Consider the following 19,299-nt stretch of genomic DNA (forward strand, 5'->3'; position numbering starts at 1 on the left):
GTCCAGGCATCGGCCGGATCGCTTGATGCATTTAACATGAATTTCACAGGAACCTGCGTCAGCTTAATGAAAGGGCGCCTGCGCCAGGATCCCCCAGGAAGAAGCTGAACGCACCTTCTGGGCTGCTCGTCGGGGTGCGGCCATCCCCTGATCGGGTGGGTCTGAGCAGGATTTCACGTCTAGGACGCGGAAAACCGGCTCGGCGGCACACGCCTGAGCGCATCGGCGACCTGGTCCTTGCTGGCAAAGCCGAGCTCCATCAGGGTGAAGCCCAGTTTCTTGCCCTGCTTTCGCATCATGACAAACGTGGTGCGAAGCTGCTGCATCGAGACCACCTTGCCCTTCATCATCAGGAAGGCCATCGAGACTTCCTTGTGTCCATCTTCCAGGGCATCGCGCAGCATCTGTTCCGAGACCGTGTCACTGGCCTTCAGGGCATCGAACAGGTTGCGGGCCTGTCCGCGCTTGACCACGTCGCGGGCCGCCGTCAGCACCTCAGGCGTGATCAGGTCGGCGCGCAGCAGCATTTCGCCCAGTTCGTGCCAGGCCACCAGTTCCTCGATGAAGGTCTGGGGGGTGCCGTTGTCGCGGCCCACGCGGCGCAGGGTGGTGACCACCTGATGTTTCTTGAAGGGCTTGATGATGAAGTCGCGGGCCCCCGCCAGCAGGGTGCGCTTGATGATCTCGTCCTGTCCGGCCGTGGTCACCATGATCACCCGGGCGTTGGGATCGCGTTTCAGGATCGATTCGAGCGCGTCCCGCCCATCGAGCTTGGGCATGTTCACGTCCATCGTGACCAGATCCGGGCGATACTCCTCGTAGAGCAGCACCCCCATCGCCCCGTCGATCGCTTCCCCCACCACCTCGAAACCTTCGGACGTGAGGATGTCGCGCAGCAGGGTTCGCATGAACCCGGCATCATCACAGATCAGCACCCGCTTCGACGACATGGGGGGACATTCACCCTTCTGGAGATCCGATGGGCGCCCGGCGCCCTCGTGTGATATACCCCGCTCCCCTTGGAGCCTCGCGGCTGCGGCGGGCGAACCCCACCAACGGGTCTGGCCAGGCTGACCTGGCAGGCCGTCACGCCCGCCCCTATGCTGCGCTCAGGGCGGCGCAATCAGGAGGGCCTCGCGGTGCGGCTGACGGGACAGGACATCGTATGCGTGTCGGTCATGGACTGGGAACATCCCTTCGCCAGCAGCCGACATCATCTGATGCGGGCGCTGGCCGCGCGGAACCGCGTCCTGTTCGTCAACAATCAGGTCAACCCGTGGGCGGTGCTGGGAGGGCTGCGCCAGGCGCGTGGCCGTCGGGCTTGTGCGCGGCGTGTCGGCCTGGTCGCCAACCCGGAGCCGCTGACGGCCGGGTTGTGGGTGCACACGCCGCCCTGGGTGGTGCCGATGGGCCAGATCGGGCGCCGCGGCCTGTTCGAGCGGGTCTATCGCTTCAACCAGGCCCGCCTCCTGCAGGATGTGAAGCAGGCCTGCGGGCGCCTGGGGTTCCGGCGGCCAATCCTGTGGATCAGCTTCAACGTGCTCTCCAGTGAGAGCCTGATCGCGGGCCTCGACCCGGCGTTGACGGTCTACCACTGCACCGATGCGATCGCTGCGATGCCGCGCGTGTCGCCCTTTGCCGCCGAGATCGAGGCCCGCCTGGTGGCGCAGTCCGACCTGGTGATCTGCAGCAGTCCAGCCCTGCAGGCGGCGCAGGCGGCCAGGCATCCCGCTTGCCACCTGGTGCCCAACGGGGCCGATGTGGCCCTGTTCGAGCGGGCGCAGCGGCTGACGGGGAGCCGCCCGGCACGGCTGGCGGGGGTGGGGCCGGGGCCGCTGCTGGGCTTCGCCGGTCACCTTGAGGAGCGACTGGATCTCCCCCTGATCACCGAGCTCGCCCGGGCGCGTCCGGACTGGCAGATCCTGCTGGCGGGTCCGGTGGCGCCGGCCGTTCGAGGGGCGCTCCGGCCGCTGGCGGCCTTGCCCAACGTGCACCTGATCGGCCTGGTGCCGCGCGAGGAACTGCCGGCCATTCTGGCCGCCTGCGATGCCCTGATGATTCCCTTCGTTCACAGCGAGCAGACCCGGGCGATCTACCCGCTGAAGCTCAACGAGTACCTGGCCACCGGCAAGCCAGTCGTCACGACCGGCTTTGCGGACTGGCCGGACGTGGGCGACAGCTTGCAGGTGGGGGATGGGCTCGCCGGCTTCAGGGCCGCCTGTGAGCGGGCCCTGGCCGACACCTCACCGGCGCGGGCGGCGGCCCGTGTGGCGCTCGCGCGTGCCAACGATTGGGAGGCCCGGGTGCAGCGCATCGAACAGTTGCTGCAGGAACGCCTGTTTCCTCGGGCGTCGCTTGCTTAATTATTTCTTAACTCTTGCGGTGATCGGCGCGGGGCATAAGGGGGACAGACCGCCCTTGAATTCACGCAGTGAGGATCCCGTTCATGAAAGTTGCGCATCACGTCTCCCTGGCCACCGCTTTGACGCTCGTGGTGCTGGCTGGCTGCCAGGCGCGGACGCCGAATGCCGAATCGACCGGTCGTCTGGCGCCCAGTGCCGGTGGCGGCATGGCCGCCGCGCAGGAGCCGGCTGCGCTCAAGCCCACCCAACCGGCCAACGCCGCGCCCGCCCTCTCGTCGCGGGAGGCGGATCTGGCCAAGGCCAAGCCGATGGCGATCAAGGCGGCGGAAGGCGGCGTCTATCGCTCGGAAGACGGCGCGGTCGAGGTCACGATCCCGCCGGGTGCGCTGAGCGGGAACACCAGCGTTCGCTTCGCACCTGGCGACACCAAGAGCGAACAGGCCACTGACCTGTACATCCCGGGCCTCAAGGTCGCGATGGATCTGGGCACGGCCCAGATCAAGGCCGGCAAGGGCCTGGTGCTGAAGAGCAAGGTCGACGCCCGCTTCGTTGAGGCCTTCAAGAAGGACGCTCCCGGCGTCGATCCGGCCACCCGCGGTCTGAGCCAGGGGCCTGACGGCGCCTGGTACCTGAGCATGCCGGTCACGCCCACGGCCTCGCGCAACACGACCTTCCGCAGCACCAAGGTGGCGGGTGACCTCGAAATGATCGAAGCCCTGCCGGCCGCTCCCGGGCGCAGCCTGCAGCAAACGAGCGGGTCGCCCCTGCGCCTCTTGCAGGCCTCCTCGACCACCTCGACCAGCGAGCCCACGCTGACGCCGAGCAACACCGGCAATCCAACCATCGACAGCTGGCCCGCCATGCCGGTGTCGCAGGCTGGTAAGGCGCCATACCTGCCCATGACCGAGATGACCATCGATGCCAAAGGTCATTCGGTCAGCTTCAAGATTCGCAACACCGTGGATGAGTCCCTTGCCATCGACTCGGAGTACATTCGCTGCTATGTCGCCCACGGCTGGTGCTCCTCCTCCCGGATTAACGAGACCATCCAGGAGGTGATCGACTTCAACCAAGGGCTGGCCGCCAACCGTCAGCCACCGGCCGATCTGGTCGCCCGCCTGAACAGCTACCGGAGCTGGGACTGTGCCACGGAAGAAACCGTTGACATGGCGGTGGTGGCGACCTACGACTCCGACGATGAGCGCATCAACGGGAAGCCGGCGGCGGATGCGATCATCAGCACGGGCGTCGGGGAAAACGTGACCGAGCATCCGGTGAGCGCCGAGGGGCGGGTCAACCTGCCGGTCGGCATCAACGTCAAGCTGACCGTGGTCGGTTCGATCCAGAAGCCCATTCCCGCCAGCTCGCAGCCGAAGGAAGTGACGACCGCCAAGGGGATGGCTGATGTGAGCATCAAGATTCCCAAGATGAGCCCGAAGCTGACGGTGCGCTTCCAGGCGGACGGACCGTTGCCCACCTCCATGACGGTGGATTACAAGGTCAACGACGAGCCGGCTTCGAGTACGATTTCCATCACGGGGGCCGGCACCCAGAACGGCACCGCCGAGTTCCGCGTCAAGGTGCCCACGGATTCCAATTACAACTTCACCTTCACGGGGGCCCGCGGCGAGAACTTCACCAACACCCAGGATGCGCCGATCAACCAGACCTTCCCGGTCCACCGCAACGGCGAATACGAGAAGACCATCAAGGTCTTCCTCGTGGCGCCCAAGTGACCGCTCGCGCCTCGAAAAAACTTGGCCGGCCCGCGAAAGCGGGCCGGTTTCGTTTGGGGCGCTCGCCGGGGAGCCCCACGGGCATTTGAGCGGGCGTCCCGGCCTTGCTACAATGGCGCACCGAATCCCCCGTCCGTTCCTGAGGAGTGCCAGCCTTGTCCAAGGAAGCCAGCTTTGACATCGTCAGCAAGGTGGAGATGCAAGAGGTCACCAACGCCGTGCATCAGGCGCAGAAGGAGCTCGAGCAGCGCTTCGATCTGAAGGGCAGTGGCGCGGAGGTCACGCTCGAGAAAGAAATGCTGGTGCTGAAAGCCCCGGATGAGATGAAGCTGCGCAACGTGCTCGACGTGGTCGAAAGCAAGTTCGTGAAGCGCAACATCTCCCTCAAGAGCCTCGACTACGGCAAGATCGAGTCGTCGCTCGGCGGCAACGTGCGCCAGGACGTGACCTTGAAGCAGGGCATCGACAAGGAGCGGGCCAAGAAGATCATCGGTCTGATCAAGGACTCCAAGCTCAAGGTGCAGGCCCAGATTCAGGATGACCAGATCCGGGTCACGGGCAAGAGCCGGGACGACCTGCAGGCCGTGATCGCCAAGCTCAAGGGCGCGGATCTGGACATCGACCTGCAGTTCATCAACTACCGCTGAGCCCGTCACCGGGCTCAGCGCGAGATTCGATGGCGTTCGGCCGGCGGGTCGGCCTGCCGGTCAGTGCCCGCCGTGCTGGTGCTCGTCGTGGTGATGTTCGTGAGCGGGAGCGGCCTGGGCGCCGCGGGGACGCACGGCCATCGGGATGGCCAGCTTCTTGCCGTTGCTGAGCATCAGGGTCAGGTCGACCCGCGCACCGGCTGCCAGCGCTTTCTTCGGTCCGATCAGCATGACGTGCGTCGCGCCCGGCTCCAGCGCCACGGCCCCTGCGGCCGGGACCACCAGCTGCTTGACCTCTTGCATGCGGGCCATGCCGTCCGCGTTGACGATCTCGTGGATCTCCACGCTCTTGAACTGCGGGCTCTGGGCGCCTGTCACCTTCAGTTCGGCCTTGCCGCCGTTCTTGATTTTCATGTAGGCGGCCATGGCACTGGCGCCGGGAGGCGCTTCGCGCACCCAGGGTTCACAGACGTGCAGCCCCTCGATTTTCTTGTCGACGACACAACCCCCGCCGCTGCAGGCCTCGGCCGCGGTGGGCGGGACAACGGCCAGGCTCGCCAGAACGGCGGCGGCCAGCGCAAACAATTTCATACCTTCTCCTTGGCGGTGAGCCGGTTGAAGTCCTCGGCCATGGCACCGGGCTTGCCGTCCGGCACGTAGACCGCGACCAGTCGACCTTGCGGGTCGAGCGCGAAGACCATGTTGCTGTGGCTGACAGTATACGCCCCGCCGGGCTTGCTGGGGGCGTCGATCACGTAGGCGGCTCCCACCGCCTTGGTCAGGCTGTCGATGTCGTGGCGGGCGGCCCCGGTCACGCCCACGAAGCGCGGGTTGTAGTAATCGACGAAGGTTTCCAGCTTGGGCGTGCGGTCCCGCGCCGGGTCGACCGACACGAAGACCAGCCGGACCGCCTCCTTGCGGGTCAATTTTTCATACTCGCGCGCCGCAAAATCGAGCGCCATCGGGCAGACATCCGGGCAGTTGGCGTAGCCGAAGTACAGCCAGGTCCAGTGGCCCCGAAAGAGGTCCGCCGGCGCCGGCTGGCCGTCTCCCCGCACCAGCGACACCGTCGGCAGGGCCTTGGGGGTGGGGGTCAGGATGGCATGGGGGAAGCCTGATTCCGATTCCTTGGCCGCACAGGCCACCAGAGCCAGCGTCAGCAGACAGCCCAAGAGTCGACGCAATGGAGTTCCCCTCGCATGTTCGGCCGGCCGGGACCTTGCCAGGTCGGGCGGCGCCCCCTCAGGGTAGGAGCGCCGCCGGAGCTTGTCAATCGGGCCTGCGGCTTGCCACAGGCCGTCCCGGTGGGCTATAACAAGGGCCGTTTCAAGCGCTTCTGCAGGCCCCGAACGGGTCTTGAGCCGGTCCCGGCCCCGCTCGTCCGCTTTCCTTCAACGCTCCTCCTGGTTGCTTCCCCATGCGTCGACTCGTTGCTTGCTTGCTTGGCCTCGCCCTGCTGGCCTCGCTCCCGGCAGACCCGGCCGAAGCTTCCGTGCTGGCGCGCGCCTCCCGCCAGATCGTGCCGGGCGCCTCGCATACTTACATCAAGCGGCGCACGCCGGCCGGCCCGATGGTGATGCACGTCTTGCGCGCCGATCCCCACCTGGTCACGATCAAGAGCGTGGTGGCGCAGCGTCGCAATGGCGGCTTCGCGCGGGCGCCCGTCAGCCAGATTGCCCGCGCCTCGGGGGCGCTGGCGGCGATCAACGGCTCCTTCTTCAATTACGTCAACAACGAGCCGGCCGGCCTGATGGTGCAGGACGGCCAGATCATCAGCAGCGGCATGCACAACCGGTCGGTGTTCGGCATTCGCTATGACGGCACGCCCTTCATCGACGACGCGCAGGTGCGCGCCGCGGTCATGCTGGAAGATGGCCGCGAACTGGCGGTGGCCGGCGTCAACCGGCGCGCGCGGCCCAACCAGATGACGCTCTACACCTCGCATTTCGGCGCCGCGACGCGCACGGCCCTGCATCCCTATCGCTATGAAGCCGCCATCGATGCGCGCGGCAACGTGATCGAAGCCAGCAACGGCAACCTGCCGATTCCGCGGGGCGGCTACGTGCTGTCGGCCAACGGGGCGGCCTTCGCCCGGGCCATGGAGGCCCTGCGCCCTGGCGCGCGGGCGCTGGTCTATACCCAGCTGTCCGGCGTCTGGGAGGGCGTGCGCTATGCCATCGGGGGAGGGCCCACGATCGTGCACAACGGCAAGGTCCACGTCACGGCTCGCCAGGAGGGCTTCGGCAGCCACATCGCCTCGGGGCGCGCGCCGCGCACGGCGATCGGCTACACGCCGGCCGGCATCACGCTGATGGTCACGGTCGATGGCCGCGTGCCGAAGCACAGCGTGGGCTGCACCTTGAAGGAGCTGGCCCGGCTGATGATCGAGCTCGGGGCGATCGAGGCGATCAACCTCGACGGCGGGGGGTCCACCGTCATGGTGATTGCCGGCAAGCCCGTCAACCGCATTTCCGCCGGCGTCGAACGCCTGGTGAGCAACGCCATCGGCATCTTTCCGATGGAGTGAGCCTGTGCGTGACGCGGGCGGGTCCCTGAGGGACCCCTGCCACGCGACGCCTCGTTGGTCTCGCGCGGCAAGTCCGAACCTGGCCGCGCTTCCCTGCTCAGGAGGCCGTCCAGATGTCCATGACGCGGTCGTCTGCGAGGTAGGCGTAGGGCAGGTAGAAATAGCCCTGGTCGCCCCAGAAGGTGCCGAACGAGTTGCGCACGATCAGCACCTGGCGGCGGTTGTCGTAGCCGACGGCCACGACGGCGTGCCCGCCCACCATCACATCGCCCGGCTGGGGCATGGGCAGCATGCCATCGGAGCCCACGTCGCGGAAGGTCTGGTAGACGCGCATGCCGAACACCACCGGTTGCTTGCGCGCCAGGGCCCGCTTGATGTCTTCCAGGCCGGCCAGCTGCACGCCGGTGGTCAGCTTCCAGGCAGGGGCCTGCGAATAGGCGGCCGGGGGCGGCTGTTCGGTGAAAAAGGCGATCTGGTAGGGCCAGCTGGTTTCCGGCGCGACGCCGGCCTGGGCGATCGCCCGCATCGTATCGGTGATGGTGGCGCCGGAATCGAGGTGGACCGCGTTGCGCAGCTTGCGCGTCTCGTAATACAGGTAGAGCGCGGAGAGCGGGGTGGGCTGCTCGCCCCGGATGCGCTGCAGGAACTCGCGGGCCCCCTTGCCCATGGCAAAGGCCGTGCAGGAACCCAGGTCGCCCTGGTCGTAGATCGGGCTGCAGCGTCCCCGCAGGTCGACCTTGATCGGCATCAGGCCCTGCACCGGGGGGAGATGAACCGGACGCGCCGCCAGTTGCTGAATCTCCGCGCGGTCGAGGTCAAAGCCCAGCTTGCGCACCCGGCCGGCTGCCCGCAGCAGGGTCGACGCCTGGGCGCGTGACGCGACCGGGCCCGCACCCGGCTGGAGCGGGGCGCGGCCGCAGGCGGTGAGCGAGACCAAGTTCAAGACCGCAAGGGCCACCAGGGCCAGGCGCTTGAGCACGCGGGGAAGCCTCCGAGGGGGTGGTGAGGTTAAGGTTTAATTAACCACAGGAAAACTTTATCACCCCGAACGCGGATCGACAACGCCCTCCCCCGCATTTTGAAGCATTTTTACGAAGATTTAACATCAGACCCTTCGGCACGCCCGGTGATGTCGGTCACCGACACGGGCCGCCGCGCCGTTCACCGGCTGCCCGGGGGCTCTCGGGGACGCCTGGATGGCGGGCCTGACCTGGCCGGTGGCCCGCGCGCCCCGCCGCGCTCAGCCGAGGGCCTCGACCAGGGTGTGGGTCAGCGTGCGTTCGCTGGTGTAGTCCTCGGCCGCGAGCCAGACCACCTGGCCGGCCGGCACGGCGGGTTCGAGCGGCGGGGGCAGGCGCATGTCGAGGCAGGCGGCCGCCCGTTCGGCGGTGCGTTGCAGGAAGCTCTCCAGCTGGCCGCGTTCGACGCCGTGGGCGCCCTCGAGGCGGGCGACCACGGTCGCGCGGAAGGCCAGCACCACCGAGAAGGCCGGCGTGGCATCGACATCGCCCGCAGCCCGCTTGCGGTACATGCGCAGGGCCAGCGCCAGCCCCGCCCCCTCTTGCGGTACCTGGTCGTATTCCAGCAAGTACTGGCGGCCCGGGGCCCCCTGGGGCAGGAACCAGAGATCCTTGGTCGGCACGGGCGGGTCCTTTACCAAACAAGTGCGGGAGGGGGTCGTCTCGGCGATCGCCGCCCGGGCGGGGCGGGGCGATCGCCTGGGAAGCGTATACCCGGCCCGCTTGACCACCCTGCGGCCCCGCGCCATCATGGCGCTCGTGTCGGAGCCACAGACGGTCAATCTATCGCTGCTACAGGCCACCATCCGGTCCGTCGCGCCTGCCATCCCGCACGCCGACAACCTGGGGAACAGTGATGACGCGCGCGACCTCTACTGGCTGATCGACTACCTGACCTTCGCCGTCGACCAGGCCTATCCGGCGTTGCCCTGCGCCCAGGGCTGCGCCGATTGCTGCCACAACCAGGTGTTCCGGGTCACCGAGGCCGAGTGGCGGGTGGCACGTCGGGGCCTGGCCGCCCTGCCGCGGGACGTGCGCCAGGGCATTTTCGCTTGCGCCGAGCAGCGCTACGGGCCCTTCCGCGCGGCCCTCGAGGCCCTGGCGCAGGCCTGGAGCGCGGGCGAACGCCCCGATCCCGCCTTGCACCAGCAGGCCCCCAAGACCTGTCCGGCGCTGGTGAACGAACGCTGTGCCATCTACGCCGAGCGCCCGGCCATCTGCCGCGCTTACGGCTATTTTTCGGCCACGGTCGAGGGACGCCCTTCCCTGCTGATCTGTCACCAGCGCGGACCGGACTGGGTGCGCGAGCTGGAGGAGGCCGGCCTGGGCGAGCTGGCCATGCCGAACTGGAACCCGGTGCAGCGCCAGCTGCACGCGCTCAGCCCGGGTGGCGCGATCAAGCCCCTGCCGCTCTGGCTGCTCGATGAGGCCGACCGCCTGCTGGCCGAGCCGGCCGGCGAGCCGGAGGAGGACCCCGCATGTTCTGTCTGAAGACCGAGACCGAGGCGCGCTGGCTCGAGGCCGTGCTGGCGGACGTGGACGCGCTGCTGGTGGACCACGCCTACTGCGAGAAGAAGGCGGCCGCCTCGGCCATGAGCCTGATCGCGCGCTATCCGGATGACCCCGTGCTGGTGCCGGCCATGCTCGAACTGGCGCACGAGGAACTGGAACACTTCGCCCTGCTCTGGCGCCTGCTGCAAGCCCGCGGCATCTCGCTGGGCGGGATGGACAAGGACCCCTACGTGACGGAACTGCTGCCCTTGATGCGCAAGGGCGATGCCACCGAACACCTGATCGACCGGTTGCTGGTCAGCAGCCTGATCGAGGCCCGCAGCGCCGAGCGCTTCTTCTTGCTGGCCGAGCACCTGCCGGACCCCGAGCTGCGGGCCATGTACAAGGACCTGGCGGCCACGGAGTCGCGTCACCACACGACCTTCGTGAACCTGGCCATGAATTATGCGCCGCGCGAGACGGTGCGCGAGCGGTTGGCTGCGCTGTCCCGGCAGGAGGCGGAGATTGTCGCCCGCCTGCCGGTGGCAGCGCGCATGCACTGACGGGGGTCAGGCGTGCAGGCGGAAGGTGAATTCGACCTCGACGGCCGCGCCGAGCGGTAGTTCGGCCACGCCCACGGCCGCCCGGGCGTGGCGGCCGGCCTCGCCGAAGACCTCGACCATGAAGTCCGAGGCGCCGTTCACGACCTTGGGCTGATCGGTGAAGCCCGCGGCACTGGCCACGAAGCCGCCGAGGCGCACCACCTGCGCCACCTGTGACCAGTCGCCCCCGATCACGCCATTGAGGGCGGCCAGCGCGTTGATGGCGCACTGCCGGGCCGCGGCGTAGCCGGCTTCGATCGTCACGTCGTCACCCAGCTTGCCGGTGCACGTGAGTTGTCCGTCTTTGAGCGGCAGCTGCCCGGAGACGATCACGGTGTCGCCGCAGCGGACCGCCGGCAGGTAGTTGGCCACGGCCTTGGGGGCCTCGGGCAGGTGGATTCCCAGCGTTTGCAGTTTTTCCAGCACGGGTGACATCGTCGTCCTCCTCAGGCAGTTCCAGACGGTTCATTTAAACGCGTGCCGGCGGGGACGTCCAGCCAGGCCGGCGGCGCGCCCCGTTGGCGCCTGCGGGCGCTTCGCCCGCAGGCTTAAGGCGATCGGCATGGCCATGGTATAAAGAGACGCACCGCCAAGCCTGTCGGAGGTTGTATGGCCGCTTCCCGTCTCATTCCTTTCCTGCTCAGCGCCAGCCTCGTGCTGGCGGCCGGCGCGGCGCGGCCGGTCGGGGCGGCGCCCGCTTCGGTTCCGGCCAAGCGGCCCTCGCCCTATCCCTCGCCGCTCAGCGGGGCGGTCCCGCAGGAGCTGGTGGAGGAGCTCGAAGAGGGCGCGCGCATCAACTGGACCACCGGGCAGCTGACCGTCAGCGGGCTGGGCGTGCCGGTGGATCGCGGCGCGGCCTCTTTCAAGCGGGCCTTATCGACCCGGGCTGCTCGGGCCGATGCCTTTCGTCGGCTGTCCGCCATCCTGGAGCTGCTGCGGGTGGACGCCAACACGCGCGTCAAGGACCTCGCCGTGATCGACGATTCCCTGCGCAACCGCCTGAACGACTTCATCAAGGCCGCCACGGTACTGGAAACGAACCACTGGCCGGACGGCTCGACCGAGCTGGTGCTGGGGGTGGACTTGCGTGGCGATCGCGGCCTGATGGCCCTGGTGGGACCCCCGCCGGAACCCGTCGCCTCGCCCAGCCTGAGCGTCTCCCCGACGCCTGCGCCCTCGCCGACGCCGTCGGGCGGGCCGACCAAGCCGCTCAAGGAAATCGTCACCGAGCCGGTCAACCTGCGCGCGACTTACACCGCCTTGGTGGTCGATGCCCGCGGACTCGGCGCGCAGCCGGCCCTGTTGCCGGGGCTGCGCGACAAGGACGGCAAGCCGATCACCTTCAAGGAAAAGAGCTTGAAATACCTGCGCGATGGGGCCGACATGGACCCGAGTGCCGGCGTCAATCCGCTCTCGCTGCGGGCCCAGCGCACCCAGGGCAGCCTGCGGGCCGACCTGGTGCTCGGCAGTGAATCGAGCGACCAGCTCAAGCAGGCCCAGCGCGACAAGAAGCTCGGGCCGGCCATCCCCCTGATCATCCTGCTGTGAACAAGGAGTCCCGGCGCATGACCACGCTGGCGGTCCTGCCGCTCGACGATCGCCCCGTCACCTACGACCTGCCGGCCCGCATCGGGGCCATGGGCGGGGCGCGGGTGCTGCTGCCACCGCGGGCGAGCCTGGGCAACCTGGTGCGCACGGGCGACCGGGCGGCGCTCGGGGCCTGGCTGCGCGAGGTGGCGCCCGAAGCCGATGCCGTGATCGTGGCGCTCGACACCCTGGCCTACGGGGGCCTGATTCCCTCGCGGCGCTCGCCCGACGCGCTGGCCGACCTGCTGGAGGCGACCCTGCCGCTGCGCACGCTCAAGGCCGAGCGCCCCGACCTGCCGCTGTACGGCTTCAGCGTGACGATGCGGCTGTCCGATTCCAACGTCAACGAGGAGGAAAAGCCCTACTGGGATCGCTACGGCAAGCTGATCTTTCGCTGGAGCTTCCACCAGCACCGCTTCAAGGCCCAGAACGATCCGCAGGACCAGGCGATCGCCCGGGCCGCGCGGGCCGCGATCCCGGATGAGATCCTGGCCGACTATCTGGCCACGCGTGAGCGCAATTTCAGCTTCAACCAGACCATGGTCAAGTGGGCCGGGGCCGGTTTCTTCGACGCCCTCTTGCTGACGCAGGACGACACCGCCAGCTTCGGCCTGAACGTCGAGGAGCAGCAGCACCTGCAGCAGATGGTCAACACGACCCTGATTCAGGATCGCGTCCTGATCTACCCGGGAGCGGACGAGGTGGCTTCGGTCCTGGTGGCGCGCGCGCTGAATCGGCTGGCCGGGCGGACCCCGCAGCTGGCCGTCTCCTGGCATCCGCTGGATGGCAAGCGCGTGCAGGCCATGTACGAGGACCGCCCGCTCTGGCAGACGCTGCGCGGTCAGATCCGGGCGGCCGGGGCCAAGGAGGTCGGCGATCCGGCCGCGGCCGAGCTGGAGATCGTGGTGAACACGCCGGCGACCGGCCAGGGCGATCTGGCGCTGGGCTTGAACCTGGAGGCTCCCGACACGCCCGTGCGCAACCTGGAACCTGTGCTCATGGCCCTGTCGGAGGCCGAGAAGCGCCCGCTCGCCTTTGCCGACGTGGCCTACGCCAACGGGGCGGACCCGCGCCTCTGGTCCGAGCTGGTGAGCCGGCTGGACCCCTGGCAGTGGCGGGCCTTCGCCGCCTGGAACACGGCCGGCAACACCTTCGGCACGGTGGTCGCGATGGCCTGCGCGAGCCTGCTGCCCACGGCCGACGAGGCGGCTCGCCAGCGCCTGATCACCGAGCGGATCGCCGATGATTGGCTCTACCAGAGCGTGATCCGCAAGGACCTGCAGGCCGCGCAGCGGGAAGGGGCCGCCCCTCCGGCGCTGGCTGAAACGCTCGATACGGCGCTCGCGGCTGCCTGGCAGGCGCAGTTTGCGCACCGCCCGACCCGCTTTGCCACCGGCTTGCCCTGGCAGCGCCCCTTCGAGGCCCGCACCGACGTGACCTGAACGCGACGGCCGAATGACCGCGGCGTTCAAGCAGCCAGGGCGGTGTGCCGATGCTCCCCATAGGAGCGATCGCCGTGTCCCGACTGTTTTCCTTGCCCTCTTTGCTGTCCGCCCTGGGTCTGGCCTGCCTGTCTGGCTGCCAGCACGCGCTGGTCGCGCCGGTGCCGCATCATCCGATGCAGCGCTTCATCATGGGCGTGCCCGAGCTGCTGCCGCCTGAAGCGGAGGCCTTCCCGGTTGAGGAGTTACCGCCTTTCGATGGCGGCGGGGTGGGCACCACGCCGGCCGGGCTGCCCGTGCCGGAGCTCAAGCCTTCAGCCCTGCCCGCCTTTCCCGTCGATGCCCCCCTGATGGCGCCTGCCCTGCCGGAGGCGACGCCGACGCCGGCCGCACCCCGGACGGGCGGCGGCGGTGGCGGCGGTGGAGGGGGCGGGGGCGCCGTGGCCCCGCCGCCTTACGTGCCGCCCGGGATGCAGGTCGGCATCACGCCGCAGACCGGCGGCTGGATCGACCCGGCCGCCAGCGTGACGGCCGAGGTGGTGGAGGTCACGCCGTGAGACGCTGGCTGGCGGGCGCGCTCGCAGGCGCGCTGGCGGCTTGCAGCGCGCCCCCGTTGCCGCCGGCACGCCTGGCGCTGGAGGCTGCGGCGCCGGCGCGCAGTCGGCTGGTGGTGGCGATCGCCCCCCCGCGGGTGCTGCAAAGCGCTGCGCGCAGCTGGAAGGCCAGCGACGTGGCGCGCTACGACATCGTGCTCGGCGCCCTGAACGGCCCGGACCCGCTACCGGACGTCGGGGCGAGCGGCACGGCCGGCGCGTCCGCCAGCCTGCCGGTGCCACCGGCCACGCGCACCATCCCGCTCAGCCAGGCCGGCGAGGCGGTCTTCGATGACGTGCCCGGTGGCTGGCGCTATCAGGTGCTGGTGCGGGCGCTGGGCAACGCGGGCGGCACGGCGCCGACGCTCTGGCTGAACCAGCAGCGGCCGGCCAGCGCCACCATCGATCTGCGCAGCGCGGGGGGCTCGCGGCGCTTGCAGCTGACGGTGCCGCTGGACGCCCAGCCCTTCGGCGCCACCGTGCGCCTGCCGAGCCTGCCGGATACCCCTGAGCGCATTCCGGACTGGACCACGGCTCTGACGGCCTCGCTCACCGAGGTGGGAGCGGCCACGCCGGTGGCCACGGCGGCCTGGCTGCCCTCCCGGCGGGCCCAGTTCCTGAACGTGCCGGGCGATCGCCCCTACGCGCTGAGCGTGACCTACTTCAGTGCCGCCGGCGGGCGCAGCGTCACGCTGCCCAATTTCGTCATTCCGCGCCAGGACGCCACGGACACCCTGCAGATTCCCAACCTGCCGGTGCCGGCGCCGCCGACCGGAACCCAGATGGCGCACGCGAGTTTCCCCGGGGGGGCCTTCATGGGCGCCTTCGATCCCGAGGGGCGCTTCTGGCTGACCCACCAGAACAGCCACGAGGTCAGCGTCCTGAATGACGCGCTCGACCCGCTCCTGCCGGGCCTGGCCGTGGGCAATCAGCCGCGCGGCATCGCGATCGATCCCGATACGGGCCTGGTCTGGGTGGCCAATTTTGGCAGCCACAACGTCACGCGCTTGAATCCGGACGGCTCCCCGGCCGGCACCTCCAGCATGGGTTTTCTGGGCTCCCCGAGCGGCATCGGCGTGGATGCCCAGCATCGCGCCTGGGTGGCCAGCCACGTCTGGGGCACGGTGCGGGTGTTCAACCCGAACGGCACGCAGATGGCCAGTTCGCCGATCACGGTCGGCAGCAACCCCACGGGGCTGGCGATCGACCGCACGACCGGGGAGGTCTGGGTGGCCAACAGCGGCGACAACACCGTCAGCAAGCTCTCGTCCGAAGGGGCCACGCTCGGCGTGTACGTGCTCGGGGTCCAGCCCGGGGCGATCGCCGTGGCCCCCGACCACAGCGCCTGGGTGGTGTCGGCGGCCACCAACCAGCTGATTCACCTGGCCCCCAACGGCGTGCCGATCGGCGCCCCGATCCCGGTGGGCGCCGGTCCGGCCGGCCTGGCCATCGACCCCCGCGACGGCAGCGTCTGGGTCGGTATCCAGAACGGCGCGCTGGTCAGCAAGCTGGAAGCCAGCGGCACGATCCTCGGGACCTGGCCGGCCGGCAACTTCCCTGGCACGCTGGCGATCGACGGCGACAGCCACGCCTGGGTGGTGGGCGACGGACAGGTCACGCGGCTGGCGCCGTGAGCGAGGGGGCCAGCGCGACCTCCCCCGGATTGGGCGGCATGCCTGCACGTTTTCGATCGCTGCTCGGGGTATGATGGCCTCGGCGCGCGGCTGTTTCGGCTGCGGGCAACCGCCGCGCCGAGGCTGATGGAGGCCTTCGTGCGGCTGACCCAGAACCAGATTGCCACGGTGCGACGCGTGATGGCCGACTGTTTCGGGCCGGCGGCCGAGGTCCGTCTGTTCGGCTCGCGCCTGCGCGACGAGGCGCGCGGCGGAGATTACGACTTTCTGGTGACGACCTAGCTGTGCGACCCGGACGCGATGGTCGAGGCGCGCCTGGCGGCCCTCTCGGCCCTGCACGCCAGCCCGGCCTTCGAAGACGAGAAGATCGACCTGGTGGTGCTCTCACCCCTGACACCGCAGCCGTCCGCCATTCACCATCTGGCCCTGCGCGAGGGGGTCTTGCTGTGACGCCCAAGTTGCAGGCGGCCCGCGCCGAGTGCGAGCGCCACGCTCAGGTGCTGACCGCGGCCCTGGAGGCGCTGTCGGCGCTCCCCGAGCCCGACGAGGACGAGCACGCTGGTGAACGCCTGAGGCGGGTCGGACGCATTTGTGCGACGCCGTGAGAGTGCGAAGGAAGCGACCGGGTATATAAAAGTGTCGCGCCCGCCTCTGGCGAGCCCCCGGAAGTGACCTCATGCCGCACCCCTTTTCGATGATCGAGATGATCCGCGCCAAGCGCGAGGGTCACGCCCACGACACCGCCACGCTGGCGGCCTTCGTGCAGCGGCTGGTGGCCGGGGAGCTGCCCGACTACCAGGTGGCGGCCTGGCTGATGGCGACGGTCTGGCGCGGCATGACGATCGAGGAAACGACGGACCTGACCCGCCTGGTGGCCGAAAGTGGCGACGTGCTCGACCTGAGCGACGTGCCGGGCCCCTGCGTGGACAAGCATTCCACTGGAGGAGTCGGCGACAAGGTGACCCTGGTGTTCGCGCCGCTGCTGGCCGCCGCCGGCCTCACGGTGGCCAAGCTGTCCGGGCGGGGCCTGGGTCATACCGGGGGCACGATCGACAAGCTGGAGGCCATTCCGGGGATGCGGGCCGGGCTCTCCGAGGTGGAATTCTTGGACCAGCTGCGCACGGTGCGCGCGGCGGTGGCGACCCAGACGCGCGAGCTGGCCCCGGCGGATGGCATCCTGTATGCCCTGCGTGACGTCACCGCGACGGTCGAGAGCATCCCGCTGATTGCCGTGTCGGTGCTCTCGAAGAAGATCGCGGCCGGCGCTGAGGTGATCCTGCTCGACGTCAAGGCTGGGGCGGGAGCCTTCATGCCCAGCGTGGCGGCGGCCGAGGAGCTGTCGCGCACCATGCTCGAGGTGGGGCGGCGACTGGGCAAGCGGGTGATCTGCGTGGTCACCGGCATGGACCAGCCGCTCGGCTGCGCGATCGGGCACGCCAACGAGGTGGCCGAGGCGATCGCGACGCTGAAGGGCCAGGGCCCGGCCGATCTCACGGCGCTGTGTCTGCGGATGGGCGGGCTGCTGCTGCACGAGGGCGGCCTGGTCGACTCCGACGAGGCCGGCGAGGCGCGCCTGCGCGAGGTGATCGCGGACGGGCGCGCGCTGGCCAAGTGGCGCGAGATGATCGTGGCGCAAGGCGGCGACCCGCGCGTGATCGACGACCCGACCCTGCTGCCGCAGGCGCGGCTGCGCATCCCTGTGTGTGCGACGCAGGCCGGCTATGTGCAGCGGCTCGATGCGCTCGGCATCGGGCTGGCGGCCAAGGCGCTGGGCGGGGGACGGCAGCGCAAGGACGAGGCGATCGACCTGGCGGTCGGCGTGCAGCTGCTCAAAAAGGAGGGCGATCGCGTCGAGCCGGGCGAGCCCTTGGCGGAACTGCTGGCCAACCACGAGACCCGGGCGGCCGAGGCGGCCGAACGCGTCCTGGAAGCGTATACCTTGGGGACGACGGCACCGACGCCGGCGCCCCTGATCAAGTCGGTGCTGCGTGCGGCCGCGCCGGCGGGGTTGTTGCCGTGAGGTCCCGGCGACGTAGCATGACGAGTTGGCAGGGCGCCTCTTCCCGAGGGGCGAGTGAGCGAGGGTGGTTCCGGTGGCGGTAGGCACCAAACGTATCCGACTCGGCGAGTTGCTGGTCAAGGCAGGCGTCCTGACCGAGGAGCAGCTCAATGAGGGCTTGGCGCGGCAGAAAGAGACCAACAAGCCGATCGGCGAAACCCTGATCGATCTCGGTTACGTCAACGAGGAGAAGATCAAGTACGCGCTGGAAATCCAGTTCGGCGTGAAGCACGTCAACCTGAAGACGGCGCGCATCCCGCCTGAGGTGCTGCGGCTGTTGCCCGAGCAGTTGCTCAAGCAGTACATGATGATTCCCGTGGCGGTGAATCAGCTGACGGTTGCGCTGGTTGACCCCAACAACATCCTCGCCATCGACGAGATTCGCAAGCGCCTGCGCGGCGTCAACGTGGTGCCGGCCGTTTGCACCGAGGGCGATTTCTGGGAAACGCTCAAGACGATCCCCAAGGACGTCCCTAGCGCCGGCCCCGCGGCCGGCGAACTCAAGCCGGTGTCGGGTGCGCAGCTGTCGGAGGTGCTGCCGGTGGGCGACGCCCGCCTGCGCGAGCTGATCGACGCGGCCGCCAAGGGCGGCAGCGAGGCGGCGATCGTGCCGCTGGTGAATGCCCTGCTGGCGTCGGCGGTGACGCGGCGGGCCAGCATCGTCACCATGGAGCCGATGGAGCACGAGGTGGTGCTGCGTTATCGCATCGACGGCATTCTGGTGCGCGAGGCGCCGATACCGGCCCGGGTGGGCCAGGCGATCGCCCAGCGCATCAAGGTCATGGCCGGGCTGAACGTCACCAGCGGCAACCTGCCGCAGCAGGGCAATCTCTCGCTCAGCGTCGAGCAACGCCCGGTCCGGATGTCCTTTCACACCCTGCCGGCCGCCCACGGCCAGATGCTGACGCTGCGCATCTTCGATTCGGCCATGCTCGGCCAGCACAGCCTCGAAAGCCTGGTGCTGCATCCCAAGGTGGCAGCCGCACTGCGCCAGCTGGTCACGCGCCCCTCGGGCCTGGTGCTGTTCGCCGGCCCGCTGGCCGCCGGCAAGACGGTGCTGCTCTACGCCTGCCTGCGGGAGTTGCACGCGCAGGGCGCCTCGATCATCACGCTGGAGGAGCCGATCGCCGCCGACCTCGACGGCATCACCCAGGTGCCGGTGGCCAGCGAGCCCGGCCCCAACGACCTGGGCGTGCTGGCCGGCGTCAACGCCGCCCTCGCGCAGGCGCCGCGGGCCGTCATGGTGACCCAGCTGGTCGACGTGAAGGTGGCCCAGCGCCTGGTGCGCGGCGCGCTCGGCGGCACCACCGTGCTGGCCGGCGTGCACACCACCCAGAGCGTGGTGGTGGAGGCGCGTGAAACCTGGGACACCCCCGCCCGCGTGCTGGCCAACGCGCTGGGCGGTACGGTCACCCAGCGCCTGGTGCGCCGCCTGTGCACGCACTGCAAGGAGCTGTACACGCCCGAGGACAAGAGCAAGGCCTACTTCGCCCGCTTCAACGGCAGCGGCGAGGTGGCCCGCGCGAAGGGCTGCGACCAGTGCCACCAGACCGGCTACAGCGGCCAGGTGGGCGTCTACGAGGTGGTGCCCTTCACGCC

At 69.2% G+C, this 19,299-nt stretch carries 21 protein-coding genes; 15 read left to right on the forward strand and 6 right to left on the reverse strand.

Annotated elements, in window-relative coordinates; translation table 11 throughout:
* Nucleotides 1-179: 179 nt before the first annotated feature.
* Nucleotides 180-950, reverse strand: coding sequence for a response regulator (locus VKP62_03225; protein MEB3196193.1), 771 nt, complete (start codon nucleotides 948-950; stop codon nucleotides 180-182).
* A gap of 189 nt (nucleotides 951-1,139) precedes the next feature.
* Between VKP62_03225 and VKP62_03230 the strand changes: the two genes are divergently transcribed.
* From VKP62_03230 to VKP62_03240, 3 genes are all read left to right on the forward strand, one after another.
* Nucleotides 1,140-2,363 carry a glycosyltransferase gene (locus tag VKP62_03230; GenBank protein ID MEB3196194.1) on the forward strand — a complete coding sequence of 408 codons (1,224 nt, stop codon included), beginning with the start codon at nucleotides 1,140-1,142 and terminating at the stop codon, nucleotides 2,361-2,363.
* 83 nt (nucleotides 2,364-2,446) lie between these two features.
* Nucleotides 2,447-4,099 carry a hypothetical protein gene (locus VKP62_03235; protein MEB3196195.1) on the forward strand — a complete coding sequence of 551 codons (1,653 nt, stop codon included), beginning with the start codon at nucleotides 2,447-2,449 and terminating at the stop codon, nucleotides 4,097-4,099.
* A gap of 155 nt (nucleotides 4,100-4,254) precedes the next feature.
* Nucleotides 4,255-4,746 (forward strand): YajQ family cyclic di-GMP-binding protein, encoded by a 492-nt coding sequence (locus VKP62_03240; GenBank protein MEB3196196.1) that lies wholly within the window; start codon nucleotides 4,255-4,257, stop codon nucleotides 4,744-4,746.
* Between the two features lie 60 nt (nucleotides 4,747-4,806).
* Here the strand turns inward: VKP62_03240 and VKP62_03245 are convergent, their stop codons facing one another.
* Nucleotides 4,807-5,337 carry a copper chaperone PCu(A)C gene (locus tag VKP62_03245; protein MEB3196197.1) on the reverse strand — a complete coding sequence of 177 codons (531 nt, stop codon included), beginning with the start codon at nucleotides 5,335-5,337 and terminating at the stop codon, nucleotides 4,807-4,809.
* Nucleotides 5,334-5,930, reverse strand: a complete 597-nt coding sequence (locus VKP62_03250) for an SCO family protein (GenBank protein ID MEB3196198.1) — start codon at nucleotides 5,928-5,930, stop codon at nucleotides 5,334-5,336. Before VKP62_03250 ends, VKP62_03245 begins: the two co-directional genes overlap by 4 nt.
* A gap of 233 nt (nucleotides 5,931-6,163) precedes the next feature.
* Here VKP62_03250 and VKP62_03255 point away from each other — a divergent pair, with 233 nt between their 5' ends.
* The gene (locus VKP62_03255) at nucleotides 6,164-7,273 is read left to right on the forward strand and encodes a phosphodiester glycosidase family protein (GenBank protein ID MEB3196199.1); all 1,110 of its coding nucleotides are present in this window, start codon (nucleotides 6,164-6,166) and stop codon (nucleotides 7,271-7,273) included.
* 97 nt (nucleotides 7,274-7,370) lie between these two features.
* Here the strand turns inward: VKP62_03255 and VKP62_03260 are convergent, their stop codons facing one another.
* Nucleotides 7,371-8,252 carry a C1 family peptidase gene (locus VKP62_03260; protein MEB3196200.1) on the reverse strand — a complete coding sequence of 294 codons (882 nt, stop codon included), beginning with the start codon at nucleotides 8,250-8,252 and terminating at the stop codon, nucleotides 7,371-7,373.
* Nucleotides 8,253-8,513: 261 nt separating this feature from the next.
* Nucleotides 8,514-8,915, reverse strand: a complete 402-nt coding sequence (locus VKP62_03265; protein MEB3196201.1) for a hypothetical protein — start codon at nucleotides 8,913-8,915, stop codon at nucleotides 8,514-8,516.
* Here VKP62_03265 and VKP62_03270 point away from each other — a divergent pair.
* Complete coding sequence (locus VKP62_03270; protein ID MEB3196202.1) at nucleotides 8,905-9,783, forward strand: YkgJ family cysteine cluster protein; 879 nt, start codon at nucleotides 8,905-8,907, stop codon at nucleotides 9,781-9,783. The genes VKP62_03265 and VKP62_03270 overlap by 11 nt on opposite strands.
* On the forward strand, nucleotides 9,771-10,346 hold the full coding sequence (locus VKP62_03275) for a tRNA-(ms[2]io[6]A)-hydroxylase (protein MEB3196203.1): 576 nt from the start codon (nucleotides 9,771-9,773) through the stop codon (nucleotides 10,344-10,346). Before VKP62_03270 ends, VKP62_03275 begins: the two co-directional genes overlap by 13 nt.
* A 6-nt stretch (nucleotides 10,347-10,352) precedes the next feature.
* Here VKP62_03275 and VKP62_03280 read toward each other — a convergent pair whose 3' ends face one another.
* Entirely contained in the window at nucleotides 10,353-10,820 is a 468-nt protein-coding gene (locus VKP62_03280; protein MEB3196204.1) for a RidA family protein, read from the reverse strand.
* A 174-nt stretch (nucleotides 10,821-10,994) separates the two neighbouring features.
* On the opposite strand from VKP62_03280, the gene VKP62_03285 reads away from it, so the two are divergent.
* From VKP62_03285 to VKP62_03325, 9 genes are all read left to right on the forward strand, one after another.
* A complete protein-coding gene (locus VKP62_03285) occupies nucleotides 10,995-11,933 on the forward strand; it encodes a hypothetical protein (GenBank protein MEB3196205.1) in 939 nt (312 codons plus the stop codon).
* Between the two features lie 17 nt (nucleotides 11,934-11,950).
* The gene (locus VKP62_03290) at nucleotides 11,951-13,414 is read left to right on the forward strand and encodes a DUF4127 family protein (protein ID MEB3196206.1); all 1,464 of its coding nucleotides are present in this window, start codon (nucleotides 11,951-11,953) and stop codon (nucleotides 13,412-13,414) included.
* A gap of 74 nt (nucleotides 13,415-13,488) precedes the next feature.
* The gene (locus VKP62_03295; GenBank protein ID MEB3196207.1) at nucleotides 13,489-13,971 is read left to right on the forward strand and encodes a hypothetical protein; all 483 of its coding nucleotides are present in this window, start codon (nucleotides 13,489-13,491) and stop codon (nucleotides 13,969-13,971) included.
* Nucleotides 13,968-15,641: a hypothetical protein gene (locus VKP62_03300; protein ID MEB3196208.1), complete on the forward strand. Its 1,674-nt coding sequence runs from the start codon at nucleotides 13,968-13,970 to the stop codon at nucleotides 15,639-15,641. Before VKP62_03295 ends, VKP62_03300 begins: the two co-directional genes overlap by 4 nt.
* A 138-nt stretch (nucleotides 15,642-15,779) precedes the next feature.
* On the forward strand, nucleotides 15,780-15,923 hold the full coding sequence (locus VKP62_03305; protein MEB3196209.1) for a hypothetical protein: 144 nt from the start codon (nucleotides 15,780-15,782) through the stop codon (nucleotides 15,921-15,923).
* 18 nt (nucleotides 15,924-15,941) lie between these two features.
* The gene (locus tag VKP62_03310) at nucleotides 15,942-16,091 is read left to right on the forward strand and encodes a hypothetical protein (GenBank protein MEB3196210.1); all 150 of its coding nucleotides are present in this window, start codon (nucleotides 15,942-15,944) and stop codon (nucleotides 16,089-16,091) included.
* Entirely contained in the window at nucleotides 16,088-16,246 is a 159-nt protein-coding gene (locus VKP62_03315; protein ID MEB3196211.1) for a hypothetical protein, read from the forward strand. Before VKP62_03310 ends, VKP62_03315 begins: the two co-directional genes overlap by 4 nt.
* 71 nt (nucleotides 16,247-16,317) lie before the next feature.
* Complete coding sequence (locus tag VKP62_03320) at nucleotides 16,318-17,661, forward strand: thymidine phosphorylase (protein ID MEB3196212.1); 1,344 nt, start codon at nucleotides 16,318-16,320, stop codon at nucleotides 17,659-17,661.
* Between the two features lie 73 nt (nucleotides 17,662-17,734).
* On the forward strand, nucleotides 17,735-19,299 hold a 1,565-nt coding region (locus tag VKP62_03325), incomplete at its 3' end, for an ATPase, T2SS/T4P/T4SS family (protein ID MEB3196213.1).

The organism is Candidatus Sericytochromatia bacterium (assembly GCA_035285325.1).
Lineage (GTDB): Bacteria > Cyanobacteriota > Sericytochromatia > S15B-MN24 > JAQBPE01 > JAYKJB01.

What these genes read in the sequence shown, in the direction of transcription:
- VKP62_03225 (MEB3196193.1), bottom strand. Translation starts at nt 950, where the DNA reads ATGTCGTCGAAGCGGGTGCTGATCTGTGATGATGCCGGGTTCATGCGA.
- VKP62_03235 (MEB3196195.1), top strand. Translation starts at nt 2,447, where the DNA reads ATGAAAGTTGCGCATCACGTCTCCCTGGCCACCGCTTTGACGCTCGTG.
- VKP62_03245 (MEB3196197.1), bottom strand. Translation starts at nt 5,337, where the DNA reads ATGAAATTGTTTGCGCTGGCCGCCGCCGTTCTGGCGAGCCTGGCCGTT.
- VKP62_03255 (MEB3196199.1), top strand. Translation starts at nt 6,164, where the DNA reads ATGCGTCGACTCGTTGCTTGCTTGCTTGGCCTCGCCCTGCTGGCCTCG.
- VKP62_03275 (MEB3196203.1), top strand. Translation starts at nt 9,771, where the DNA reads ATGTTCTGTCTGAAGACCGAGACCGAGGCGCGCTGGCTCGAGGCCGTG.
- VKP62_03280 (MEB3196204.1), bottom strand. Translation starts at nt 10,820, where the DNA reads ATGTCACCCGTGCTGGAAAAACTGCAAACGCTGGGAATCCACCTGCCC.
- VKP62_03285 (MEB3196205.1), top strand. Translation starts at nt 10,995, where the DNA reads ATGGCCGCTTCCCGTCTCATTCCTTTCCTGCTCAGCGCCAGCCTCGTG.
- VKP62_03290 (MEB3196206.1), top strand. Translation starts at nt 11,951, where the DNA reads ATGACCACGCTGGCGGTCCTGCCGCTCGACGATCGCCCCGTCACCTAC.
- VKP62_03310 (MEB3196210.1), top strand. Translation starts at nt 15,942, where the DNA reads ATGGTCGAGGCGCGCCTGGCGGCCCTCTCGGCCCTGCACGCCAGCCCG.
- VKP62_03320 (MEB3196212.1), top strand. Translation starts at nt 16,318, where the DNA reads ATGCCGCACCCCTTTTCGATGATCGAGATGATCCGCGCCAAGCGCGAG.